Source organism: Streptomyces yerevanensis, from assembly GCF_000716805.1.
GTDB lineage: Bacteria > Actinomycetota > Actinomycetes > Streptomycetales > Streptomycetaceae > Streptomyces > Streptomyces flaveus.
The window spans coordinates 66,260-83,528 of sequence record NZ_JNWJ01000014.1 but is presented as its reverse complement, the minus strand read 5'-3'; the positions used below and the strand labels follow the sequence as shown (position 1 = coordinate 83,528).

The 17,269-nt window shown below is 69.0% G+C and carries 17 protein-coding genes, 1 pseudogene and 2 riboswitches; of the genes and pseudogenes, 5 read left to right on the top strand and 13 right to left on the bottom strand.

Going from position 1 to position 17,269, the window contains the following annotated elements:
- Nucleotides 1–23 precede the first annotated feature (23 nt).
- On the top strand, nt 24–347 hold the full coding sequence (locus tag OP79_RS16700; protein WP_033321011.1) for a DUF427 domain-containing protein: 324 nt from the start codon (nt 24–26) through the stop codon (nt 345–347).
- 4 nt (nt 348–351) lie between these two features.
- On the opposite strand, the gene mnmA is transcribed toward OP79_RS16700, so the two are convergent.
- Nucleotides 352–1,476 carry a tRNA 2-thiouridine(34) synthase MnmA gene (gene mnmA / locus OP79_RS16695; RefSeq protein WP_033321010.1) on the bottom strand — a complete coding sequence of 375 codons (1,125 nt, stop codon included), beginning with the start codon at nt 1,474–1,476 and terminating at the stop codon, nt 352–354.
- Nucleotides 1,477–1,536: 60 nt separating this feature from the next.
- Here mnmA and OP79_RS16690 point away from each other — a divergent pair, with 60 nt between their 5' ends.
- Nucleotides 1,537–2,295, top strand: coding sequence for an N-acetylmuramoyl-L-alanine amidase (locus OP79_RS16690; RefSeq protein ID WP_078491833.1), 759 nt, complete (start codon nt 1,537–1,539; stop codon nt 2,293–2,295).
- 149 nt (nt 2,296–2,444) lie between these two features.
- Here the strand turns inward: OP79_RS16690 and OP79_RS16685 are convergent, their stop codons facing one another.
- From OP79_RS16685 to OP79_RS16675, 3 genes are all read right to left on the bottom strand, one after another.
- Complete coding sequence (locus tag OP79_RS16685; protein ID WP_033321009.1) at nt 2,445–3,614, bottom strand: cysteine desulfurase family protein; 1,170 nt, start codon at nt 3,612–3,614, stop codon at nt 2,445–2,447.
- Between the two features lie 131 nt (nt 3,615–3,745).
- On the bottom strand, nt 3,746–4,024 hold the full coding sequence (locus OP79_RS16680) for a DUF4190 domain-containing protein (RefSeq protein ID WP_033321008.1): 279 nt from the start codon (nt 4,022–4,024) through the stop codon (nt 3,746–3,748).
- A 31-nt stretch (nt 4,025–4,055) separates the two neighbouring features.
- A complete protein-coding gene (locus OP79_RS16675; RefSeq protein ID WP_033321178.1) occupies nt 4,056–4,220 on the bottom strand; it encodes a hypothetical protein in 165 nt (54 codons plus the stop codon).
- A gap of 133 nt (nt 4,221–4,353) precedes the next feature.
- On the opposite strand from OP79_RS16675, the gene OP79_RS16670 reads away from it, so the two are divergent.
- Nucleotides 4,354–4,971 (top strand): TetR family transcriptional regulator, encoded by a 618-nt coding sequence (locus tag OP79_RS16670; protein ID WP_033321007.1) that lies wholly within the window; start codon nt 4,354–4,356, stop codon nt 4,969–4,971.
- Nucleotides 4,972–5,069: 98 nt separating this feature from the next.
- Here the strand turns inward: OP79_RS16670 and OP79_RS16665 are convergent, their stop codons facing one another.
- The 9 genes and pseudogenes from OP79_RS16665 to OP79_RS16625 all read right to left on the bottom strand — a co-directional run bounded on the left by OP79_RS16665 (nt 5,070) and on the right by OP79_RS16625 (nt 15,113).
- Nucleotides 5,070–5,918: a thioesterase family protein gene (locus OP79_RS16665; RefSeq protein WP_033321006.1), complete on the bottom strand. Its 849-nt coding sequence runs from the start codon at nt 5,916–5,918 to the stop codon at nt 5,070–5,072.
- A gap of 143 nt (nt 5,919–6,061) precedes the next feature.
- Nucleotides 6,062–7,306 carry an ABC transporter ATP-binding protein gene (locus tag OP79_RS16660; RefSeq protein WP_033321005.1) on the bottom strand — a complete coding sequence of 415 codons (1,245 nt, stop codon included), beginning with the start codon at nt 7,304–7,306 and terminating at the stop codon, nt 6,062–6,064.
- Nucleotides 7,307–7,329: 23 nt separating this feature from the next.
- Nucleotides 7,330–8,427, bottom strand: coding sequence for an ABC transporter ATP-binding protein (locus OP79_RS16655; RefSeq protein ID WP_033321004.1), 1,098 nt, complete (start codon nt 8,425–8,427; stop codon nt 7,330–7,332).
- Nucleotides 8,424–9,422: an ABC transporter permease gene (locus tag OP79_RS16650; RefSeq protein WP_033321003.1), complete on the bottom strand. Its 999-nt coding sequence runs from the start codon at nt 9,420–9,422 to the stop codon at nt 8,424–8,426. The genes OP79_RS16655 and OP79_RS16650 overlap by 4 nt, the downstream gene beginning before the upstream one ends.
- 116 nt (nt 9,423–9,538) lie before the next feature.
- Nucleotides 9,539–10,919, bottom strand: a pseudogene (locus tag OP79_RS49745) (ABC transporter substrate-binding protein).
- A gap of 61 nt (nt 10,920–10,980) precedes the next feature.
- The gene (locus OP79_RS16640; protein WP_033321002.1) at nt 10,981–11,991 is read right to left on the bottom strand and encodes an ABC transporter permease; all 1,011 of its coding nucleotides are present in this window, start codon (nt 11,989–11,991) and stop codon (nt 10,981–10,983) included.
- A 435-nt stretch (nt 11,992–12,426) separates the two neighbouring features.
- Complete coding sequence (locus OP79_RS16635; RefSeq protein WP_033321001.1) at nt 12,427–13,215, bottom strand: enhanced serine sensitivity protein SseB C-terminal domain-containing protein; 789 nt, start codon at nt 13,213–13,215, stop codon at nt 12,427–12,429.
- Between the two features lie 194 nt (nt 13,216–13,409).
- The gene (locus OP79_RS16630) at nt 13,410–14,186 is read right to left on the bottom strand and encodes an enhanced serine sensitivity protein SseB (protein WP_033321000.1); all 777 of its coding nucleotides are present in this window, start codon (nt 14,184–14,186) and stop codon (nt 13,410–13,412) included.
- Between the two features lie 231 nt (nt 14,187–14,417).
- Nucleotides 14,418–15,113 carry an AAA family ATPase gene (locus tag OP79_RS16625; RefSeq protein WP_033320999.1) on the bottom strand — a complete coding sequence of 232 codons (696 nt, stop codon included), beginning with the start codon at nt 15,111–15,113 and terminating at the stop codon, nt 14,418–14,420.
- Nucleotides 15,114–15,321: 208 nt separating this feature from the next.
- A riboswitch (glycine riboswitch) is annotated at nt 15,322–15,436 on the top strand.
- Nucleotides 15,437–15,550, top strand: a riboswitch (glycine riboswitch). It begins immediately after the preceding riboswitch.
- 35 nt (nt 15,551–15,585) lie between these two features.
- Between OP79_RS16625 and gcvT the strand changes: the two genes are divergently transcribed.
- On the top strand, nt 15,586–16,713 hold the full coding sequence (gcvT, locus tag OP79_RS16620) for a glycine cleavage system aminomethyltransferase GcvT (RefSeq protein ID WP_033320998.1): 1,128 nt from the start codon (nt 15,586–15,588) through the stop codon (nt 16,711–16,713).
- Between the two features lie 154 nt (nt 16,714–16,867).
- The gene (gcvH, locus tag OP79_RS16615) at nt 16,868–17,257 is read left to right on the top strand and encodes a glycine cleavage system protein GcvH (RefSeq protein ID WP_033320997.1); all 390 of its coding nucleotides are present in this window, start codon (nt 16,868–16,870) and stop codon (nt 17,255–17,257) included.
- The last annotated feature ends 12 nt before the right edge of the window (nt 17,258–17,269 follow it).

The window sequence follows — 17,269 nt, the reverse complement described above, 5'->3', positions numbered from 1 at the left end:
ACCCCTATTCGAGGAGCCGGAACGTGACCGCAGGCCACCGCATCACCATCGAGCAGGGCACCGAGCACGTACGCGTGGTGCACGACGGGCAGGTGCTCGCGGAGAGTACACGCCCTCTGCTGCTGCGCGAAACAGGCTTGCCCGTGCGCTACTACCTGCCCATTGAGGACGTACGCACCGAATTGCTGACGCCCTCGGACACCCACACCCACTGCCCCTTCAAGGGCGACGCGTCCTACTGGTCGCTGCCCGGCGCCCCCGACCTCGTCTGGACCTATCCGGACCCGAAGCCGGAGGTCGCGGAGATCAAGAACCACGTGTGCTTCTACGAAGTTGAAGTCATCTGACCGACTAGGCCACCGCAGTCGTCGCCCGCGCCGTCGTCGCGATCGTCGCCGAGCCCACCACCCGCGTGCCGTCGTACAGCACGATCGCCTGGCCGGGAGCGACGCCGCGGACGGGCTCGGTGAAGGCGACCTCCAGGGAGCCGTCGACGAGCTCGGCGGTGACGACCGTCTCGCCCCCGTGGGCGCGCAACTGCGCCGTGTACGTACCCGGGCCGGTCGGGGCCGCGCCGCACCAGCGGGGCTTGATGGCCGTCAGGGCAGAGACCTCCAGAGACGCCGCCGGGCCTACCGTCACTGTGTTGTTCACCGGCGAGATGTCGAGGACGTAGCGCGGCTTGCCGTCCGGGGCGGGCGTCCCGATGCGGAGCCCCTTGCGCTGGCCGATCGTGAAGCCGTACGCGCCCTCGTGGGTGCCCACCTTGTCACCGGACTCGTCGACGATGTCGCCCTCCGACTTGCCCAGCCGGTTCGCCAGGAAGCCCTGGGTGTCACCGTCGGCGATGAAGCAGATGTCGTGCGAGTCCGGCTTCTTGGCGACGGCCAGGCCCCGGTGCTCGGCCTCCGCGCGGATCTCGTCCTTCGTCGTGACCGTGTCGCCGAGCGGGAAGAGGGCGTGCGCGAGCTGGCGGTCGTCGAGGACTCCGAGGACGTACGACTGGTCCTTGGCCATGTCGGAGGCACGGTGCAGCTCGCGCGTGCCGTCGTCGTTCACGATCACCTTGGCGTAGTGACCGGTGCAGACGGCGTCGAAGCCCAGGGCGAGGGCCTTGTCGAGGAGGGCCGCGAACTTGATCTTCTCGTTGCAGCGCAGGCAGGGGTTCGGGGTACGGCCGGCCTCGTACTCGGCGACGAAGTCCTCGACCACGTCCTCACGGAAGCGCTCGGCGAGGTCCCAGACGTAGAAGGGGATGCCGATCACGTCCGCGGCGCGGCGGGCGTCGCGCGAGTCCTCGATGGTGCAACAGCCACGCGCGCCCGTGCGGAACGATTGCGGGTTCGCCGAGAGGGCGAGGTGGACACCGGTCACGTCGTGCCCGGCTTCGGCGGCTCGGGCGGCGGCGACGGCGGAGTCCACGCCGCCGGACATGGCGGCCAGTACGCGGAGGGGGCGCTGTGAGATCTCAGTCATAACGCTTCCAGGGTACGGGTCCATGGGAACCGGAGCCCGCGGGTATCCGTTGGCCCTTTCATGGGAGAGGACTGGACGAATCAGTGGTCAGGTCTGCGGGCGACGGACTCCTCTCAGGAGCCCCCTCGCAGACACCGCCGGGAGAAGGAGGCGGGACGACCCATCGGCCGGCGGGCGCTGATCGTCGGTGGGGCCGCGGCTGCCGTGGGCGGGGCCACGCTGGGGTGGGACCAACTGGCGCAGGGCGGCGCCATGCGCGAGGGGATGGCCCGGGACATGTGGAAGATGCCCGGCATGCGCAAGCCGCGGAAAGAGGGGGAGGTCGACTTCTCGGGCGCCCAGTGGGTCGCCGCGTCCTCGGCGAACTGGCGGATGGCGGACCGGCCCGCCGACTACACGATCGACATGGTCGTCATTCACGTCACGCAGGGCAGTTTCGACTCGGCGGTGAAGGTTTTCCAGAATCCGGCACACGGCGCGGCAGCGCACTACGTCTTCCGCAAGGACGGGCATGTCGCCCAGATGATCCGCGAGCTGGACGTGGCGTACCACGCGGGGAACCGGGAGTACAACGAGCGGAGCATAGGCATAGAGCACGAGGGTTTCGTGGACCGTCCGCAGGACTTCACGGACGCGATGTACCGCGCGTCGGCACAGCTGACCGCCCGGGTCTGTGCGCGCCACAAGATACCCGTGGACCGGAAGCACATCATCGGCCACGTCGAGGTGCCGGAGGCGACCCACACGGATCCCGGGGACGGCTGGGACTGGGACCGGTACATGCGGCTGGTCCAAGAGGCGCGCAGCGCCAGTGCGTGAGCGCTCCGCTGGGTGAGGCGGTTTTGAGCTGCGGATCCGTTGTGGCTGGTCGCGCCCCGCGGCGGAGCCGCAGATGTCACAGCCCCGCGCCCCTTGGGGGCCTGCGGCCCCCTCGGGCGCAATAGCGCGCCGGACTTCGGCAAGCCCGCCTAGCTGAGCCCCGCCGTCCGTGCCCTCTCCACCGCCGGGCCGATCGCCTGGGCCACCGCTTCGACGTCCGCCTCCGTGGAGGTGTGGCCGAGGGAGAAGCGGAGGGTGCCGCGGGCCAGGTCCGGGTCGGTGCCCGTGGCGAGGAGGACATGGCTGGGCTGAGCCACGCCCGCCGTGCACGCCGAGCCCGTGGAGCACTCGATGCCCTGGGCGTCCAGGAGCAGCAGCAGCGAGTCGCCCTCGCAGCCCGGGAACGTGAAGTGGGCGTTCGCGGGCAGTCGGCCCTCGCCGGCGGGGTCGCCGCCGAGGATGGCGTCGGGGACGGCCTTGCGTACGGCGTCGACCAGGTCGTCCCGCAGCGCGCCGATCTCGCGGGCGAACCACTCGCGCTGCTCGGCAGCGGTCCGGCCGGCGACGGCGAAGGCGGCGACGGCGGGCACGTCCAGGGTCCCGGAGCGGACGTGGCGCTCCTGGCCGCCGCCGTGCAGGACGGGTACGGGGCTGTACTCGCGGCCGAGGAGCAGGGCGCCGATGCCGTACGGGCCGCCGATCTTGTGGCCGGAGACGGACATCGCGGCGAGCCCGGAGGCGCCGAAGTCGACGGGGAGCTGGCCGAAGGCCTGGACGGCGTCGGCGTGCAGGGGGATGTCGAACTCGGCGGCGACGTCGGCCAGTTCACGGACCGGCAGCACCGTGCCGATCTCGTTGTTCGCCCACATGATCGTGGCGAGCGCCACATCGTCGGGGTTGCGGGCGATGGCCTCGCGCAGGGCCTCGGGGTGGACGCGGCCGTACGGGTCGACCGGGAGGTACTCGACCGTGGCGCCCTCGTGTTCGCCGAGCCAGTGCACAGCGTCCAGGACAGCGTGGTGCTCGACGGGGCTGGCCAGGACCCGGGTGCGGGCCGGGTCGGCGTCGCGGCGGGACCAGTACAGGCCCTTCACGGCGAGGTTGTCGGCCTCGGTGCCGCCGGAGGTGAGGACCACCTCGCTGGGGCGTGCGCCGAGGGCTGCCGCCAGGGTTTCGCGGGCTTCCTCGACGGTTCGCCGCGCACGGCGGCCGGCGGCGTGCAGGGAGGAGGCGTTGCCGGTTGCGCCCAGCTGGGCGGTCATTGCCTCGACCGCCTCCGGGAGCATCGGGGTGGTCGCGGCGTGGTCGAGGTATGCCATGGTGGGCCCAATTCTAGAGCCCGCTGTTTTCTGCCTCGGCCGGGCCGAGCGGTAGCGGCACGACTGCCCGCAGCCGACCAGGCTCTGCCCGCGGCCAACCCCGTAGCCAACCAGGCGCGCAACACCTTCCGTCAGCCGCCGAGGCTCCACGACATGGTGTTGTCCGCCGACATGAAGGCCGCGAGGACCAGTAGGTCGGCGATGCCCAGGCCCAGGCCCAGGTAGGCGCGACCGCGACGCGTGGTGTTGCGGTGGAGGGCTACCGACGCCAGGACGATGGCGATGGGGCCGAGAAAGATGTTGAAGACCAGGAGCCCCACCAGGCCGAGGACGAAGGACGCCACTGCCATGCCGTCGGCGTCGCGACGGACAGCGTTACGGCGCTGGGGCGCGGCGGTGGTCAGTTGCATGGGTCTGCTCCCAACAAGCGTAAGGGCGTGGTCAGTTGGTGTTCGCGCGGCGGCGTGAGTGATGCTCGCGGGCCGCGAAGACGGCCAGCCAGACGCCGATGACCGCGGCGGCGACGAGGGTGAAGGAGAGCGGCGCGTGGGCCACGGTGCCCAGGACGACGCCCAGCAGCAGGAGTGCCGCGACGAGGAACAGCATGAGATGCCTCTCGTGGTGTCGTGAGTGCTGATCGTCGATCGGTGAACGCTTGTAGTTACAGTTGTTCACTGACTTATCAGTCTAGCCTGTACGCGTCTTTCCAATCCCGGAGAACAGTTGTTAACTGCATGGCATGAGTCACACCCTCGGCGTCCGGCAGGCCCAGAAACAGAAGACGAGGCAGGCGTTCCTGGACGCCGCGCTGGCCCTGCTGGAGGAGCAGAGCCTCAGCAGTCTGGGCCTGCGCGAGGTCACCAGGGCCGTGGGCGTCGCCCCGACCGCCTTCTACCGGCACTTCCCCTCGACGGCGGATCTCGGGGTGGCCCTGGTCGAGGAGGCACTGGGCAGCCTGCACGCCGTAATCGCCGGCACGGTGTCCGCAGCCGGCGACGGCGACGAACGTATAGAGCGCGCCATCGCGCTGATCGCCCGTCATGTCGCCGAGTACCCAGCCCACATCCGCTTTATCGCCCGTGAACGCAACGGCGGGGTCCAGAAGGTCCGGGCCGCGATCGCGGAGCAACTCACCCGGTTCACCGCCGAGGTGAAGACCGCGCTGGCCCAGCACCCGGAGTCGGCGGGCTGGAGCGACGACGACCTGCTGATGCTCGCGGGCCTGTACGTCGACCAGATGCTGGTGACCGCCTCCAACCTCCTGGACGCGTCCCCCGAGGAGCAGGACCAGGTCATCCGGGCTGCGACCCGCCGCATGCGCCTGATCAGCATCGGCCGGCGGCACTGGCTGGGATGACGTCCCCTCACGAAGAGTGCGTACGAACACGAAAGGGCGCGCACGAAGCTCTCGTACGCGCCCTTTCGTCGCCCCGCTTGCTCCTCAGTCGGAGCCGGTCAGATCCTGACCCGAGCGAGTTGTCGTGACTGTGCCACCAGCCGGTCCGCGCTGTCCCAGACCTCGGCGTCCTCCTCCAGGAAACCGCCGGCGAGATTGCGCGTGGTGATCGAGATCCGCAGCGGACCCGGCGCCGGACGGCAGCGGATGTGCACGGTCAGCTCGACGGTCGGGACCCAGCCGGACAGGCCCAGTTCGAAGGCGGTCGGCGGCAGGGCGTCGACCGCGAGGAGCAGCGAGAAGGGGTCGGCGTCCCGGCCGTCGGCGAGCCCGAACCAGGCCCGCATCTCGCCCTTGCCGGACGGCGAGCCGAGGGCCCAGCCCAGAGTGGAGGGGTCGAGCTTGAGCATCAGCCGGTCGGTGATGGCGGAGCTGCCGGGGACGGGAGCGGGCGCGTCGGCGGGGCCGAAGCACTGGCCCAGCGGCGGAATCGCGGGCGGCTTCGCCGATGTCCGTACGTCGTCGGGGAGTTGGTCCAGGTCCCCGTAGGAGGCGAGGACTCGGATCCGTTCAATCTCCCGGCCTTCGTCGTCGTACTGGAAGAGGGAGGCCTGGCCCGTCGAGAGGGTACGGCCGGTACGTACGACGTCCGTGCGGACGACGGCCGGACCCGGCTCGGATGCCGTCAGGTAGTGCGCGGAGATGGTGAACGGGTCGTCGTGCGGCAGGGTGTCCGCGAGTGCGCGGCCCAGAACGGCCAGCAGGTAACCGCCGTTGACGGCGTTGATGATCGTCCATCCGGCGGACAGATCGATGTCGTAGACGCCGGGTGCGCGACGCGTGACCGCGGTGTCGCGGTCGAACTCGCTGTCGCCGATCGCTGCCTGTACGAGAGTCGCTTCTGACATACCTGAACGGTACAACAGGAAATTACTAAGCAGTAGCTTTTGAGATTTCAGCCACGTGACATCTCCCGACTCACAACATCTCCCCACTGACACGGAAACGGGAGAGCGCACACGCGCTCTCCCGTCCTGTCATGCCGCGGAAGCTACTCCTTGGAGGCCCCGGAGTCCTTGGCGGCACCGGAATCCCCGGGCTCCTCGCCCGACCTGTCCCCCACCTGCGCCGCGACCGCAGCCGACGTTTCCGCCGACTCCGCGAGCACCTCGTCGGCCACCAGCTCCGCCGCTTCCTTCGCGGCGGTCAGCAGGACGGTGTCCTGCGGCGCCTGGTCCGCGAAGTTCTCCGGGTGGTGGCAGGCCACCTGCTGACCGGGCTTCAGCTCAAGGAGCGGTGGCTCCTTCGTGGTGCAGATCTCCGTGGCCTTCCAGCACCGGGTGTGGAAGCGGCATCCGCTCGGCGGCGAGATCGGTGAGGGCACATCGCCCTTGAGCAGGATGCGCTCGCTCTTCGCCGCCCGGCGCCGTGGGTCCGGGATCGGCACGGCCGACATCAGCGCCTTGGTGTACGGGTGCATCGGCGCCTTGTAGAGCGACTCGCGGTCCGCGAGCTCGACGATCTTGCCGAGGTACATCACCGCGATACGGTCCGAGACATGGCGTACGACGGACAGGTCGTGCGCGATGATCACGTACGTCAGACCCAGCTCCTGCTGGAGGTCGTCCAGCAGGTTCACGACCTGCGCCTGGATCGACACGTCAAGCGCGGAGACCGGCTCGTCCGCCACGACCAGCTTCGGGTTGAGCGCGAGCGCGCGGGCGATGCCGATGCGCTGGCGCTGGCCGCCGGAGAACTCGTGCGGATAGCGGTTGTAGTGCTCGGGGTTGAGGCCGACGACCTCCAGCAGCCGCTGGACCTCCTTCTTGATGCCGCCCTCGGGCGTGACGCCCTGGAGCTTGAAAGGGGCTCCGATGATGGTGCCGATCGTGTGGCGCGGGTTCAGCGACGAGTACGGGTCCTGGAAGATCATCTGGACGTCACGGCGCATCGGGCGCATACCGCTGACCCCGAGGTGCGTGATGTCCCGGCCCTCGAACTCCACGGTGCCCGCGGTCGGTTCGAGCAGCCGGGTGATCAGCCGGCCCATCGTCGACTTGCCGCAGCCCGATTCGCCCACGACGCCGAGGGTCTCGCCGGACTTGACCTCGAAGTCGATGCCGTCGACCGCCCGCACCGCGCCGACCTGCCGTTGGAGCAGGCCCTTGCGGATCGGGAAGTGCTTCTGGAGCCCGGTCACCTTCAGGAGGGTCTCGCCGGGGGCGGCGTCCTTGGTGAGGGTCGCACCCGGGGCCGTCTTCGGGCCCGCGCCGTCGCTCTCTGCGGGTTTGGTCACTGCCGCGTCCTCGGGTTTCTCACTCACAGCTTGGGCGCAATCTCTTCGGTCCAGATACGCTCCCGCTGCTCCTGCGTCATATGGCAGGCGGCCCAGTGCTGGCTGCCGACCTCGGTCAGCTCGGGGCGGACCGTGCGGGTGACGTTGTCCTTGGGGACGTCCGCGTACGGGCAGCGCGGGTTGAAGGCGCAGCCCGACGGGATGTTGATCAGCGAGGGCGGGGAGCCCTTGACCGGGATGAGCCGCTCCTGCTGGTCGCGGTCCAGGCGCGGCATCGAACCCAGCAGACCCCAGGTGTAGGGGTGCCGGGGCTCGTAGAAGACCTTCTCGGCCGGGCCGCGCTCGACGCAGCGCCCGCCGTACATCACCAGGATGTCGTCGGAGAGCTCGGCGACGACGCCCAGGTCGTGGGTGATGATGATGACCGCGGAGCCGAACTCCTTTTGCAGATCGCGGATCAGGTCGAGGATCTGCGCCTGGACGGTCACGTCCAGAGCGGTCGTCGGCTCGTCCGCGATGAGCAGTTCGGGGTTGTTGACCAGCGACATCGCGATCATCGCGCGCTGGCGCATACCGCCGGAGAACTCGTGCGGGTAGCCGTCAACACGCTTGTCCGGCTGCGGAATGCCCACCCGGTCGAGCATCTCGATCGCACGCCGCCGCGCGGTCTTCTTGTCGACGTCGTTGTGGATGCGGTACGCCTCCACGATCTGGTGGCCGATCGTGTAGTACGGGTGCAGCGCCGACAGCGGGTCCTGGAAGATCATCGACATCTCGCGGCCACGCAGCTTGCGTACGTGGTCGGGATCGGCGGTGAGCAGTTCCGTGCCGTCCAGCCAGATCTCGCCGGAGAGTTGCGCCTTGCGTTTGCCGTACTGGCCGGTGGTGTGCAGGCCCATGATGCCGAGCGAGGTCACCGACTTGCCGGAGCCGGACTCGCCCACGATGCCGAGGGTCTTGCCCTTCTCCAGCGTGAAGCTGAGCCCGTCGACGGACTTGACCAGTCCGTCGTCGGTCGGGAAGTGCACCTTCAGGTCGCGGACTTCGAGGAAGGCGGACGGGGCGGGCGAATCCTTGACGGGTTCGCTCAGCGCCGCCCCGCTCTTGCTGAGTTCGGTCATGCGAGCCTCACTCGGGGGTCGATCACGGCGTACAGGATGTCCACGACGAGGTTGGCGACGATCACCGCGAGCGAGGTGATCAGTGTGACGCCCAGGATGACGGGCAGATCCTTGTCGCTGATCGCCTTGAGGACCGCCTGTCCGAGGCCGGGAAGGCTGAAGGTGGTCTCGGTGAGGATCGCGCCGCCGATCAGGGCGCCGAGGTCCATGCCGAGCATGGTGAGGATCGGCGTCATGGTGGAACGCATGGCGTGCTTGCCTATGACGACCGGCTCGCGCAGGCCCTTGGCGCGGGCGGTGCGGATGTAGTCCTCGCCCATGACCTCCAGCATCGTGGCTCTGGTGATCCGGGCGTACATCGCCGCGTAGAGGAAGGCGAGCGTGATCCAGGGCAGGAGCATGCCGCCGAACCAGCCGGTGAAGCTTTCCTCGATGGGGACGTACTGGGCGTCGAGCCAGCCGAGTCCGTAGCTGAAGATCGCCAGCGACAGCAGGCCGGTGAAGTAGATGGGAAGCGAGACGCCGGCGAGGGCGACGACCATCGCGCCGCGGTCCCACAGGGAGCCTCGCTTGAGCGCGGAGAGCACACCCGCCGCGACACCGAAGATCAGCCACAGCACGGCGGCACCGAGCGCGAGCGCCAGGGTGACCGGGAAGCGGTCGGTGAGCACCGGCCAGATGGCCTGCTCGTTGCGGAAGGAGTAGCCGAAGCAGGGCGCCGAGCACTGCGTGACGTCGCCGCCACCGACGTACGTACGTCCCGCGAAGAGGCCTTTGAAGAACTCCCAGACCTGGGCGAGGATCGGGTCGCCGAGGCCGAGCTTCTGGCGCACCGCCTCGATGGCCCCCGGGTCGGCCTGCTTGCCCACGAACATCGTGGCCGGGTCCACGCCCGCCCAGCGGGGGACGAGGAAGAAGATGCAGAAGACCACCAGAATGATGACCACCAGCATCACTGCGGCGGCGAAGAGCCGCCTGGTGAGGTAAGCGAGCACTGCTCTCGGCCCGGCGGCGGACCATGGGCCACCGGAGGTCTTCCGGTGGCCCACGAGTCACGCCGCGCCGGCCTTCACCTGCCTTTCGTGCCGTATGGCGGGTGCGCCGGTCGGGATTACTTCTTGAGGCCCAGGTTCACGAAGTCGTACGTACCGTTGTAGTTGTCGGTCGTGTAGACGTTCGCCAGCCGGTTCGAGCGCCAGTTGATGAACTTCTCGAAGGTGAAGGGCAGGTAGTAGCCGCCCTCCATGACCTTGTGGTTGATCTCCGTGGAGATCTGCTCCTTCTTCGCGTCGTCCAGCTCCGTGACGTAGTCGGCGAAGAGGCCGTCGATCGTCTTGTCCTTGATCATCGCGAAGTTGTTGTTGCCGCTCTCAAGGATGTACTTGCTGCCCCACAGAGGCAGACCGAAGCCCTGGACGGTCGGGAAGTCAGGACCCCAGCCCATGATGATGATGCCGTAGCCCTTCTTCTTCACGTTCTCGGGGCTGCCGATGCAGGCCTTCAGCTCTTCCTTGGCCTTGGCGACGTTGCCCTTCTTGTTCGCACCGGCCATCTCGTACGGGTCGTACTTCTGGCCCTCGGCGCCCGGGACGGACGGCGGCAGCATGTTGGTGCCGATATCGCCACCGGCGATCGGGCCACCACGCGCGGTCTGCAGCGACTCGTGGTCGGCGCCGTAGATCACGGCCTTGCGGCAGTGGATGTTGTCGAACGGCTTGACCGTCTGCGGGAAGACCGCGTACCGGATGTAGCCGGAGACCGGGTTGTCCAGGTTGCCCTTGTGCTCCTTCAGGGCGGTGGTGCGGCCCTGCGGGGACAGACCGGTCTGGTTGGCGTCCAGGTCGTAGTCGCCGTTGATCAGACGCTGGTCCATGTCATTGGCGTTGGTGAAGAACGTCATCGAGATTGTACGACTGGAACTTGTACGGACCGGACGAGAACGGCTTCAGACCGTACTTCGACTTGGTGTCCTTGTCCTGGCGGACCGGGGCCGCCGAGGCCATGGTGAGCATGTCCTCGAAGTCCGAGTTGGGCGCAGGCAGGTTGAAGACGATGGTGGTGATCGGCTTGCCGTCCTCCCAGGTCACCCCGTCACGCAGCGTGTACGTGTAGGTCTTGCCGTCGTTGGTGATCTTCGCCGTGCTGGTGGCGAGGTCCGGGGTGGCCTCGGCGCCCTTCGCTCCGGGCTCCGTCTTGCCGGTCACCAGGGTGCGGGCGTAGTAGCGGGAGAAGTTCCACATGAAGCCGTAGTAGCCACGCGTGGTGTCCCACGAGTCGGCGTCCTGGGCAGCGGCGAACTTCAGCTCGCCGCCCTTCTTGGCCTCGGATGCCTGGGCGACCTTGTTGTTCGCGGCGTTGAAGCCGGCCGCGCCGCCTTCCCCGCCTTCGTCGGTGCCGCCGCCGCCGCACGCCGCCGTGGCAAGCAGCGCGGCGACCACGCCGGCGGCGGCCACGGCCTGCTTGCGCCGCCTTGTGGTGCGTTGGGTAGTCACTCGGATCCTCCGTGTGTATAGCGGCCCGCCGACAGATGACGGGCCCTGGGGGTACGGCAGTTCAGCGGGAACCCTTCGGGTCCAGCGCGTCACGCACGCCGTCGCCGAAGAGATTGAAGGCAAGAACGGTGATGAAGATCGCTACACCCGGGATCACCATGTACATGGGATCCGAGTCGTAGTAGTCGATCGCGCTCGAGAGCATCTGCCCCCAGGAGGCCGTGGGCGGCTTGACGCCCACACCCAGGAAGCTGAGCGCCGCTTCGGTGAGGATGTTGGTCGGGATCATCATCGTCGTGTACACGATGATGGGGGCGACGAGGTTGGGCAGCAGCTCCTTGAACAGGATGTACATCCGCCCGGCCCCGAGACTGCGGGCCGCCTCGACGTACTCGCGCTCACGCAGCGAGAGTGTCTGGCCGCGCACCACGCGTCCGACATAGGGCCAGCCGAAGAAGCCGATCACCAGGATCATCACGAACAGGCGCACGCCTGTGCCGGTGAGGCCCAGCATCTCGTTCGGCATGACCGAGACCAGCGCGATGATGAAGAGCAGCTGCGGGAAGGCCAGCAGACCGTCCATCACCCGGCTGATGACCGCGTCCAGCCAGCCGCCGAAGTAGCCGGCGAGGACACCCAGAACCGTGCCGAGCACGACCGCGACGAGGGCGGACAGGAAGCCGACCAGGAGCGAGATCCGGGCGCCGTAGACGATCCGGGCGAACACGTCACGCCCGCTGACCGGTTCGACGCCGAGGAGGTGGTCCGCGCTGATGCCGCCCCAAGCGCCTTTGGGGGTGGAGAACAGAGGGTCGATCAGGTCCTCGTGGTGCGTCTCGGGGTCCTGCCCGACCAGGTTGGTGATCACCGGTGCGAGCAGCGCGATCGCGATCAGTGCGAGCACGACGACGCCGCCCGTGAGGGCCAACTTGTCGCGCTTGAGGCGCTCCCAGGCGATCCGGCCGAGGGAACGCCCCTGTACCGCCTTGCCCTCGGCGGAGCCCGCGAGCACCGCCTCCTCGGCAGCGCTCGGGGCCGCTTCCGCGGTCGGCTCGTGCAATGGTGCCGTCATCGTGGCAGCGACCCCTCTCAACCGGCTGTAGCCGGCCCCCACTTGCCGCTGTAGCGGCGTGACCAGTCCGTCGTACATAGGGGCGAACACCCCTGGAGCCGGAGTCTTCAACGGTTCAGCGATCTGTTGAAAGACCTGGCGGTGAATGGATGCCTAAACGTGATGCTGTCTGGGACGTTCCGTTATCCGAACGGTACGTAACGAGGTGCGGACGCGGGACAGTTGATGCACAAGGACCACACGCCGCGTTTACCCGCGTAGATCGGGACAATAAACCCGACCCGGATCCGAAGTCGAATCGAGGCCGAACGGGAGGCGAACGGAGGGGATCAGGCGGGGTGACCCCGGGTCAGCCGACCCGAGCGGAGGCCGACGGCGTGTCAGTACGAGCGTGGCAGTACGAGCACCTCAGCACCAGCGGGTCAGTACGAGAGGTCAGTAAGAATCCGGGTAGCCGTAGCCGCCCGCCACCGGTGCCTGCGCGGGGGCCGCGTGGGCCTCGCGGTCGTAGAACGGGCGCGTCATGGCACGCATCCACATGGCCACCGGGTCGTACTCGTCGGACATCGCGACGGTCGACACCGGCAGCCCGTCCGGCACGACGCCGATCGACTGCTGCATCATCGCCCGTACCGAGTCCACGGCGGGCGGGCTCGTGTCGTACACATCGAGGCCGATGGCCAGATACGGCGCGCCCAGCGCGGGCTGCACCCAGGCGCGGCGCAGCGAGCGCACGGCGGCGGTGCGGTGCGCGTTCTGCGCGAGGAGGGCGTAGAACTGCGGGAGTTCGATGCTCGGCTCGGCCATCCGGAGCGGTCCTGCGGGCTGCCGCTCCAGGCCGGTGGCGATACGGCGCAGGTCGAGCCAGGGGACACCGACGCCGCCGCCGGGCGCGTGCGGGTTCAGCCACAGACCGTAGTGGTCGGGGTAGAGGGTGCGGGCCACGTCGAGGCCGTCGACGACTTCGTACGAACGGTTCCAGCCGCTGGCCGAGAGCTCCTGGGCGGAGGTGACGCAGGGCGCGTAGCTGAAGCCCTCCACCTCCATGTTTCCGTACTGGGCGTCCGGTGAGCCGGCCTGGCCGTGCCAGAGCAGCATCCAGATCTGGCCACCGCCGGGGGTCGCGAGCGCCCGCAGGAGCGCCTCGTAGGCGTCGTAACGCCCGGGCGTCACCTGGCGCAGCATGTGCTCGACCTGCCCGGCCGCGATGCCGCTGGCGCTCACCTGTACCGCCCCTTCTTGAAGTTGACTCGGATATGAAACCAGCTTATGCGCTGCGCTGGCTGAACCGATTAGAGCTCGGGGCTCGATGTCGTTTTTCGACTGCGGATGCGTCGTGGCTGGTCGCGCCCCGCGGCGGAGCCGCTAATGTCACAGCCCCGCGCCCCTGAAGGGGCTGCGCCCCCTTCAGGGGCGCGCTACAGCGAAGCTTGGTAGAAGGGGCGGACCCTTTCTCGTAGCCAGGTCGTCACCGGGTCCAGGGCTGCTTCCAGGAAGACCAGGTTGACCGGCCAGGGGGCCGGGGCTCGGGTCAGGGCTCGGCCCAGGGCGTCCAGGGGGAGGGTTCTGGCGTCGGGGTTCCAGGAGGTCAGTTCCACGCCTATGAACAGGACCGGGTCTGCCGTTTCGATGGCTGCGAGGCAGCGGCGGGCGGTTCGTACGGCGCCGGTGGCTTCGAACTCGGTCGCGGCGGCCGTCAGGAAGTCCACCGGGTCCTGCTGCCAGTCGGGCTCGAACAGGCGGACCCGGCCGCCGCTCGCGGGGCCGTCCAGCTCGGTGCGTCCGGCGCGGCACAGTTCGGCGACGGCGGGCGGGGGCAGCGGGATGCCCACCGTGCCCTCCGGGTTCACCGCGATGCCCACCTGCGGCGGCAGTCCGCGTGCGAACTCGACGGCGGGCGCGATCGTGTACGACATGTGGTCGCCGACGGTCTGCCGGAACTGCTGTTCCGAGCTGAAGACCGGGACGTACGCCTGTCCGCCGAGCTCCATCGCGGGCAGGTTCAGCGGGCCGCTGTGCGGGCCGCCGCCGTTCGGCAGCGGCACCCAGAGGAAGCTGCGGCCGAGGACCTCCACGATCCGGGCTCCCGCCGAGGGTCCCGCCGGAGCGCCGAGGGACGCGGCGAGCACCTCCTCCAACTCGTTGCCGGGCCAGCCGACGTGCGGATGGGGGTGCGCCTGTGCCGGAAAGTCCATCTGCCTCTACCACCTGCTCGAAAACCACTGCCGGGGCAGCAACCGCTGCGTCGGAAAACCCTAGCTCCCGCCTGAGCAGACTTGCCGAAGTCCACTGCAGTACCGCGCCCCTTAAAGGAGGCCGTAGGCCTCTTTAGGGGCGCGGGGCTGTATCGATTTGCGGCTCCGCCGCGCGGGCGCGACCACCCACGACGGACCCGCAGCATCAAACCGCCTCACCCAGCGGAGCGCTTAGTCGTCGAAGTCGATCCGCCGCAGCACGTCCGCCGCGGACCGGTCGATGAGGACGGCCGAACCGCAGCCCTCCGGCAGGTCGCCCTTCTCCACGGAGCGCAGCAGCCGGGCGGCCGCGGCGCGGTGCCGGGCGAAGGCGTACCGCGAGACGCCACGGCCCCGCTCACGCTGGCCGTCCAGGGCCGTGTCCGGCGGGACGTCAAGGAGCAGCAGATGCAGCGTGCCGCCGCGGCGCCTGGCCTCGCGCGCGATCCAGTTGCGCACCCAGGCCTGGGTGCCGCAGTCGTGCACGACGACGCCCTCGCCGGAGCGCAGGGCGCGACGCAGGCCCGCGTAGTGCGCGGCCCGTACGAGGGGGCGGTAGACCGCGTACGGCAGAACGCCGGACAGGCGGCGGTCCCAGCGGTCGCGGGTGTCCTGCGAGTCGATGCGGACGCCCGTCACGGCGCGGCGCATCAGGGTCGACTTGCCGCTGCCCGGGAGTCCCGTGACCACGACGAGATCGGCCGCGCCGAAGCGCAGGCCGTGCGGACTGTGTCCCGCGCGCTCCCGTAGATCACGGACGACGGGCGCCGGGAGCGGGCCGCACGCCTCCCTGGCCGGGACAGCCGGGACAGCGGGCTGCTTGGGCAGTGCGACGGCGGCACCCGTCGCGTACGCCGTGGTCCTGTTCACGCTGTTCGTCCTCCCCATCGGGTCGGGAGACCCATCCCCGTCAAGTGTAAAGAGAAGGTAATGCGTGCCCCCTGTCGTTTTCGTTCTCGTCATGCCACAGGCCCGTCACAGATCACTGTGACGGGTCTGTGCCCCCTGTGAAGGCCCCCCACGCCTGTGAAAGACCCCCCTGCCACGGCGCACCGATGCGTGCGATGATGTGCGCGCCAACTGCATACCGGCCGCTTGAATCCGCGCGGGAGAGTTCCGGGTACGTGTACACGCAGGTGTACGGGTGTCCGGGCGCCGAAGGAGCAAGTCCCTCCCTTGAATCTCTCAGGCCCCGTTACCGCGCGGGCGAGGCACATCTGAAAAGCGGGCCGCCGACCAGCGGCTCCACCCAAGGTGCAAACCATGACCACCGTCTGTCGGCGGTCACGGCGAACCTCTCAGGTTCCGATGACAGATGGGGAGGAACGACCTCGCCGTCATGCCTTGGGAGCCCTGTCCGATGAGCAGCACCACTCCACGCCGCACAGCACTCGATGCCCTGCATCGCTCGCTCGGCGCCACCATGACCGACTTCGCCGGCTGGGACATGCCCCTGCGATACGGCTCCGAGCGCGACGAGCACCTCGCCGTACGTACGAAGGCGGGTCTCTTCGACCTCTCCCACATGGGCGAGATCACGGTCACCGGGCCGGGGGCCGCCGCACTGCTCGACTACGCGCTGGTCGGGAACATCGGGGGCGTCAAGGTCGGCCGTGCCCGCTACACGATGATCTGCCGCGAGGACGGCGGCATCCTCGACGACCTGATCGTGTACCGGCTCCAGGAGACCGAGTACATGGTCGTGGCCAACGCCTCCAACTCCCAGGTGGTCCTGGACGCCCTCACCGAGCGCGCCGCGGCTCACGGGGGTTTCGACGCCGCCGTACGCGACGACCGTGACGCGTACGCGCTGCTCGCCGTCCAGGGCCCCGAGTCCCCCGGCATCCTCAAGTCCCTCACCGACGCCGACCTCGACGGCCTGAAGTACTACGCGGGCCTGCCCGGCACGGTCGCCGGCGTCCCGGCCCTGATCGCGCGCACCGGCTACACCGGCGAGGACGGCTTCGAGCTGTTCGTCGCCCCGGCCGACGCGGAGAAGCTGTGGCAGGCGCTGACCGACGCGGGATCCTCGGCGGGCCTCGTCCCCTGCGGGCTGTCCTGCCGGGACACGCTGCGCCTGGAGGCGGGCATGCCGCTGTACGGGCACGAGCTGTCGACCTCGCTCACCCCCTTCGACGCGGGGCTCGGCCGGGTCGTGAAGTTCGAGAAGGAGGGCGACTTCGTGGGGCGCGAGGCGCTCACCGAAGCCGCCGCCCGCGCCGAGTCGTCGCCGCCGCGCGTCCTCGTCGGCCTGGTCGCCGAGGGCCGCCGCGTCCCGCGCGCCGGGTACGCGGTCGTCGCCGACGGCAAGGTCATCGGCGAGGTCACCTCCGGCGCGCCCTCGCCGACCCTCGGCAGGCCGATCGCGATGGCGTACGTCGACGCCGCGCACTCCGCGCCCGGCACGCCCGGTGTCGGCGTGGACATCCGGGGCAGCCACGAGCCGTACGAGGTCGTGGCGTTGCCGTTCTACAAGCGCCAGAAGTAATCCCGCCGACGGTTCGGCAGCGCAGCGACGTGACGTACGTTCCCGTGTGCCGTCTCGTATCCGACGTCTCGCATCTGACGTCTCTTGTCCGGCGTCTCGTGACGCAAGACCACCCGTTGATCACCACTCCCCCGCGTACAGGAGAATTCAGGCCATGAGCAACCCCCAGCAGCTGCGCTACAGCAAGGAGCACGAGTGGCTGTCGGTCGCCGAGGACGGCGTATCGACGGTCGGCATCACCGAGTTCGCGGCCAACGCGCTCGGCGACGTCGTCTACGTCCAGCTCCCCGAGGTCGGCGACACGGTGACCGCGGGCGAGACCTGCGGCGAGCTGGAGTCGACGAAGTCGGTCAGCGATCTGTACTCGCCGGTCACCGGTGAGGTCACCGAGATCAACCAGGACGTCGTGGACGACCCCGCGCTGGTGAACACCGCCCCGTTCGAGGGCGGTTGGCTGTTCAAGGTACGTATCGCCGAGGAGCCGAAGGACCTGCTCTCCGCGACCGAGTACACCGAATTCTCCGGCTCCGACTCCGCCTCCTGAAGGACTCCTGAC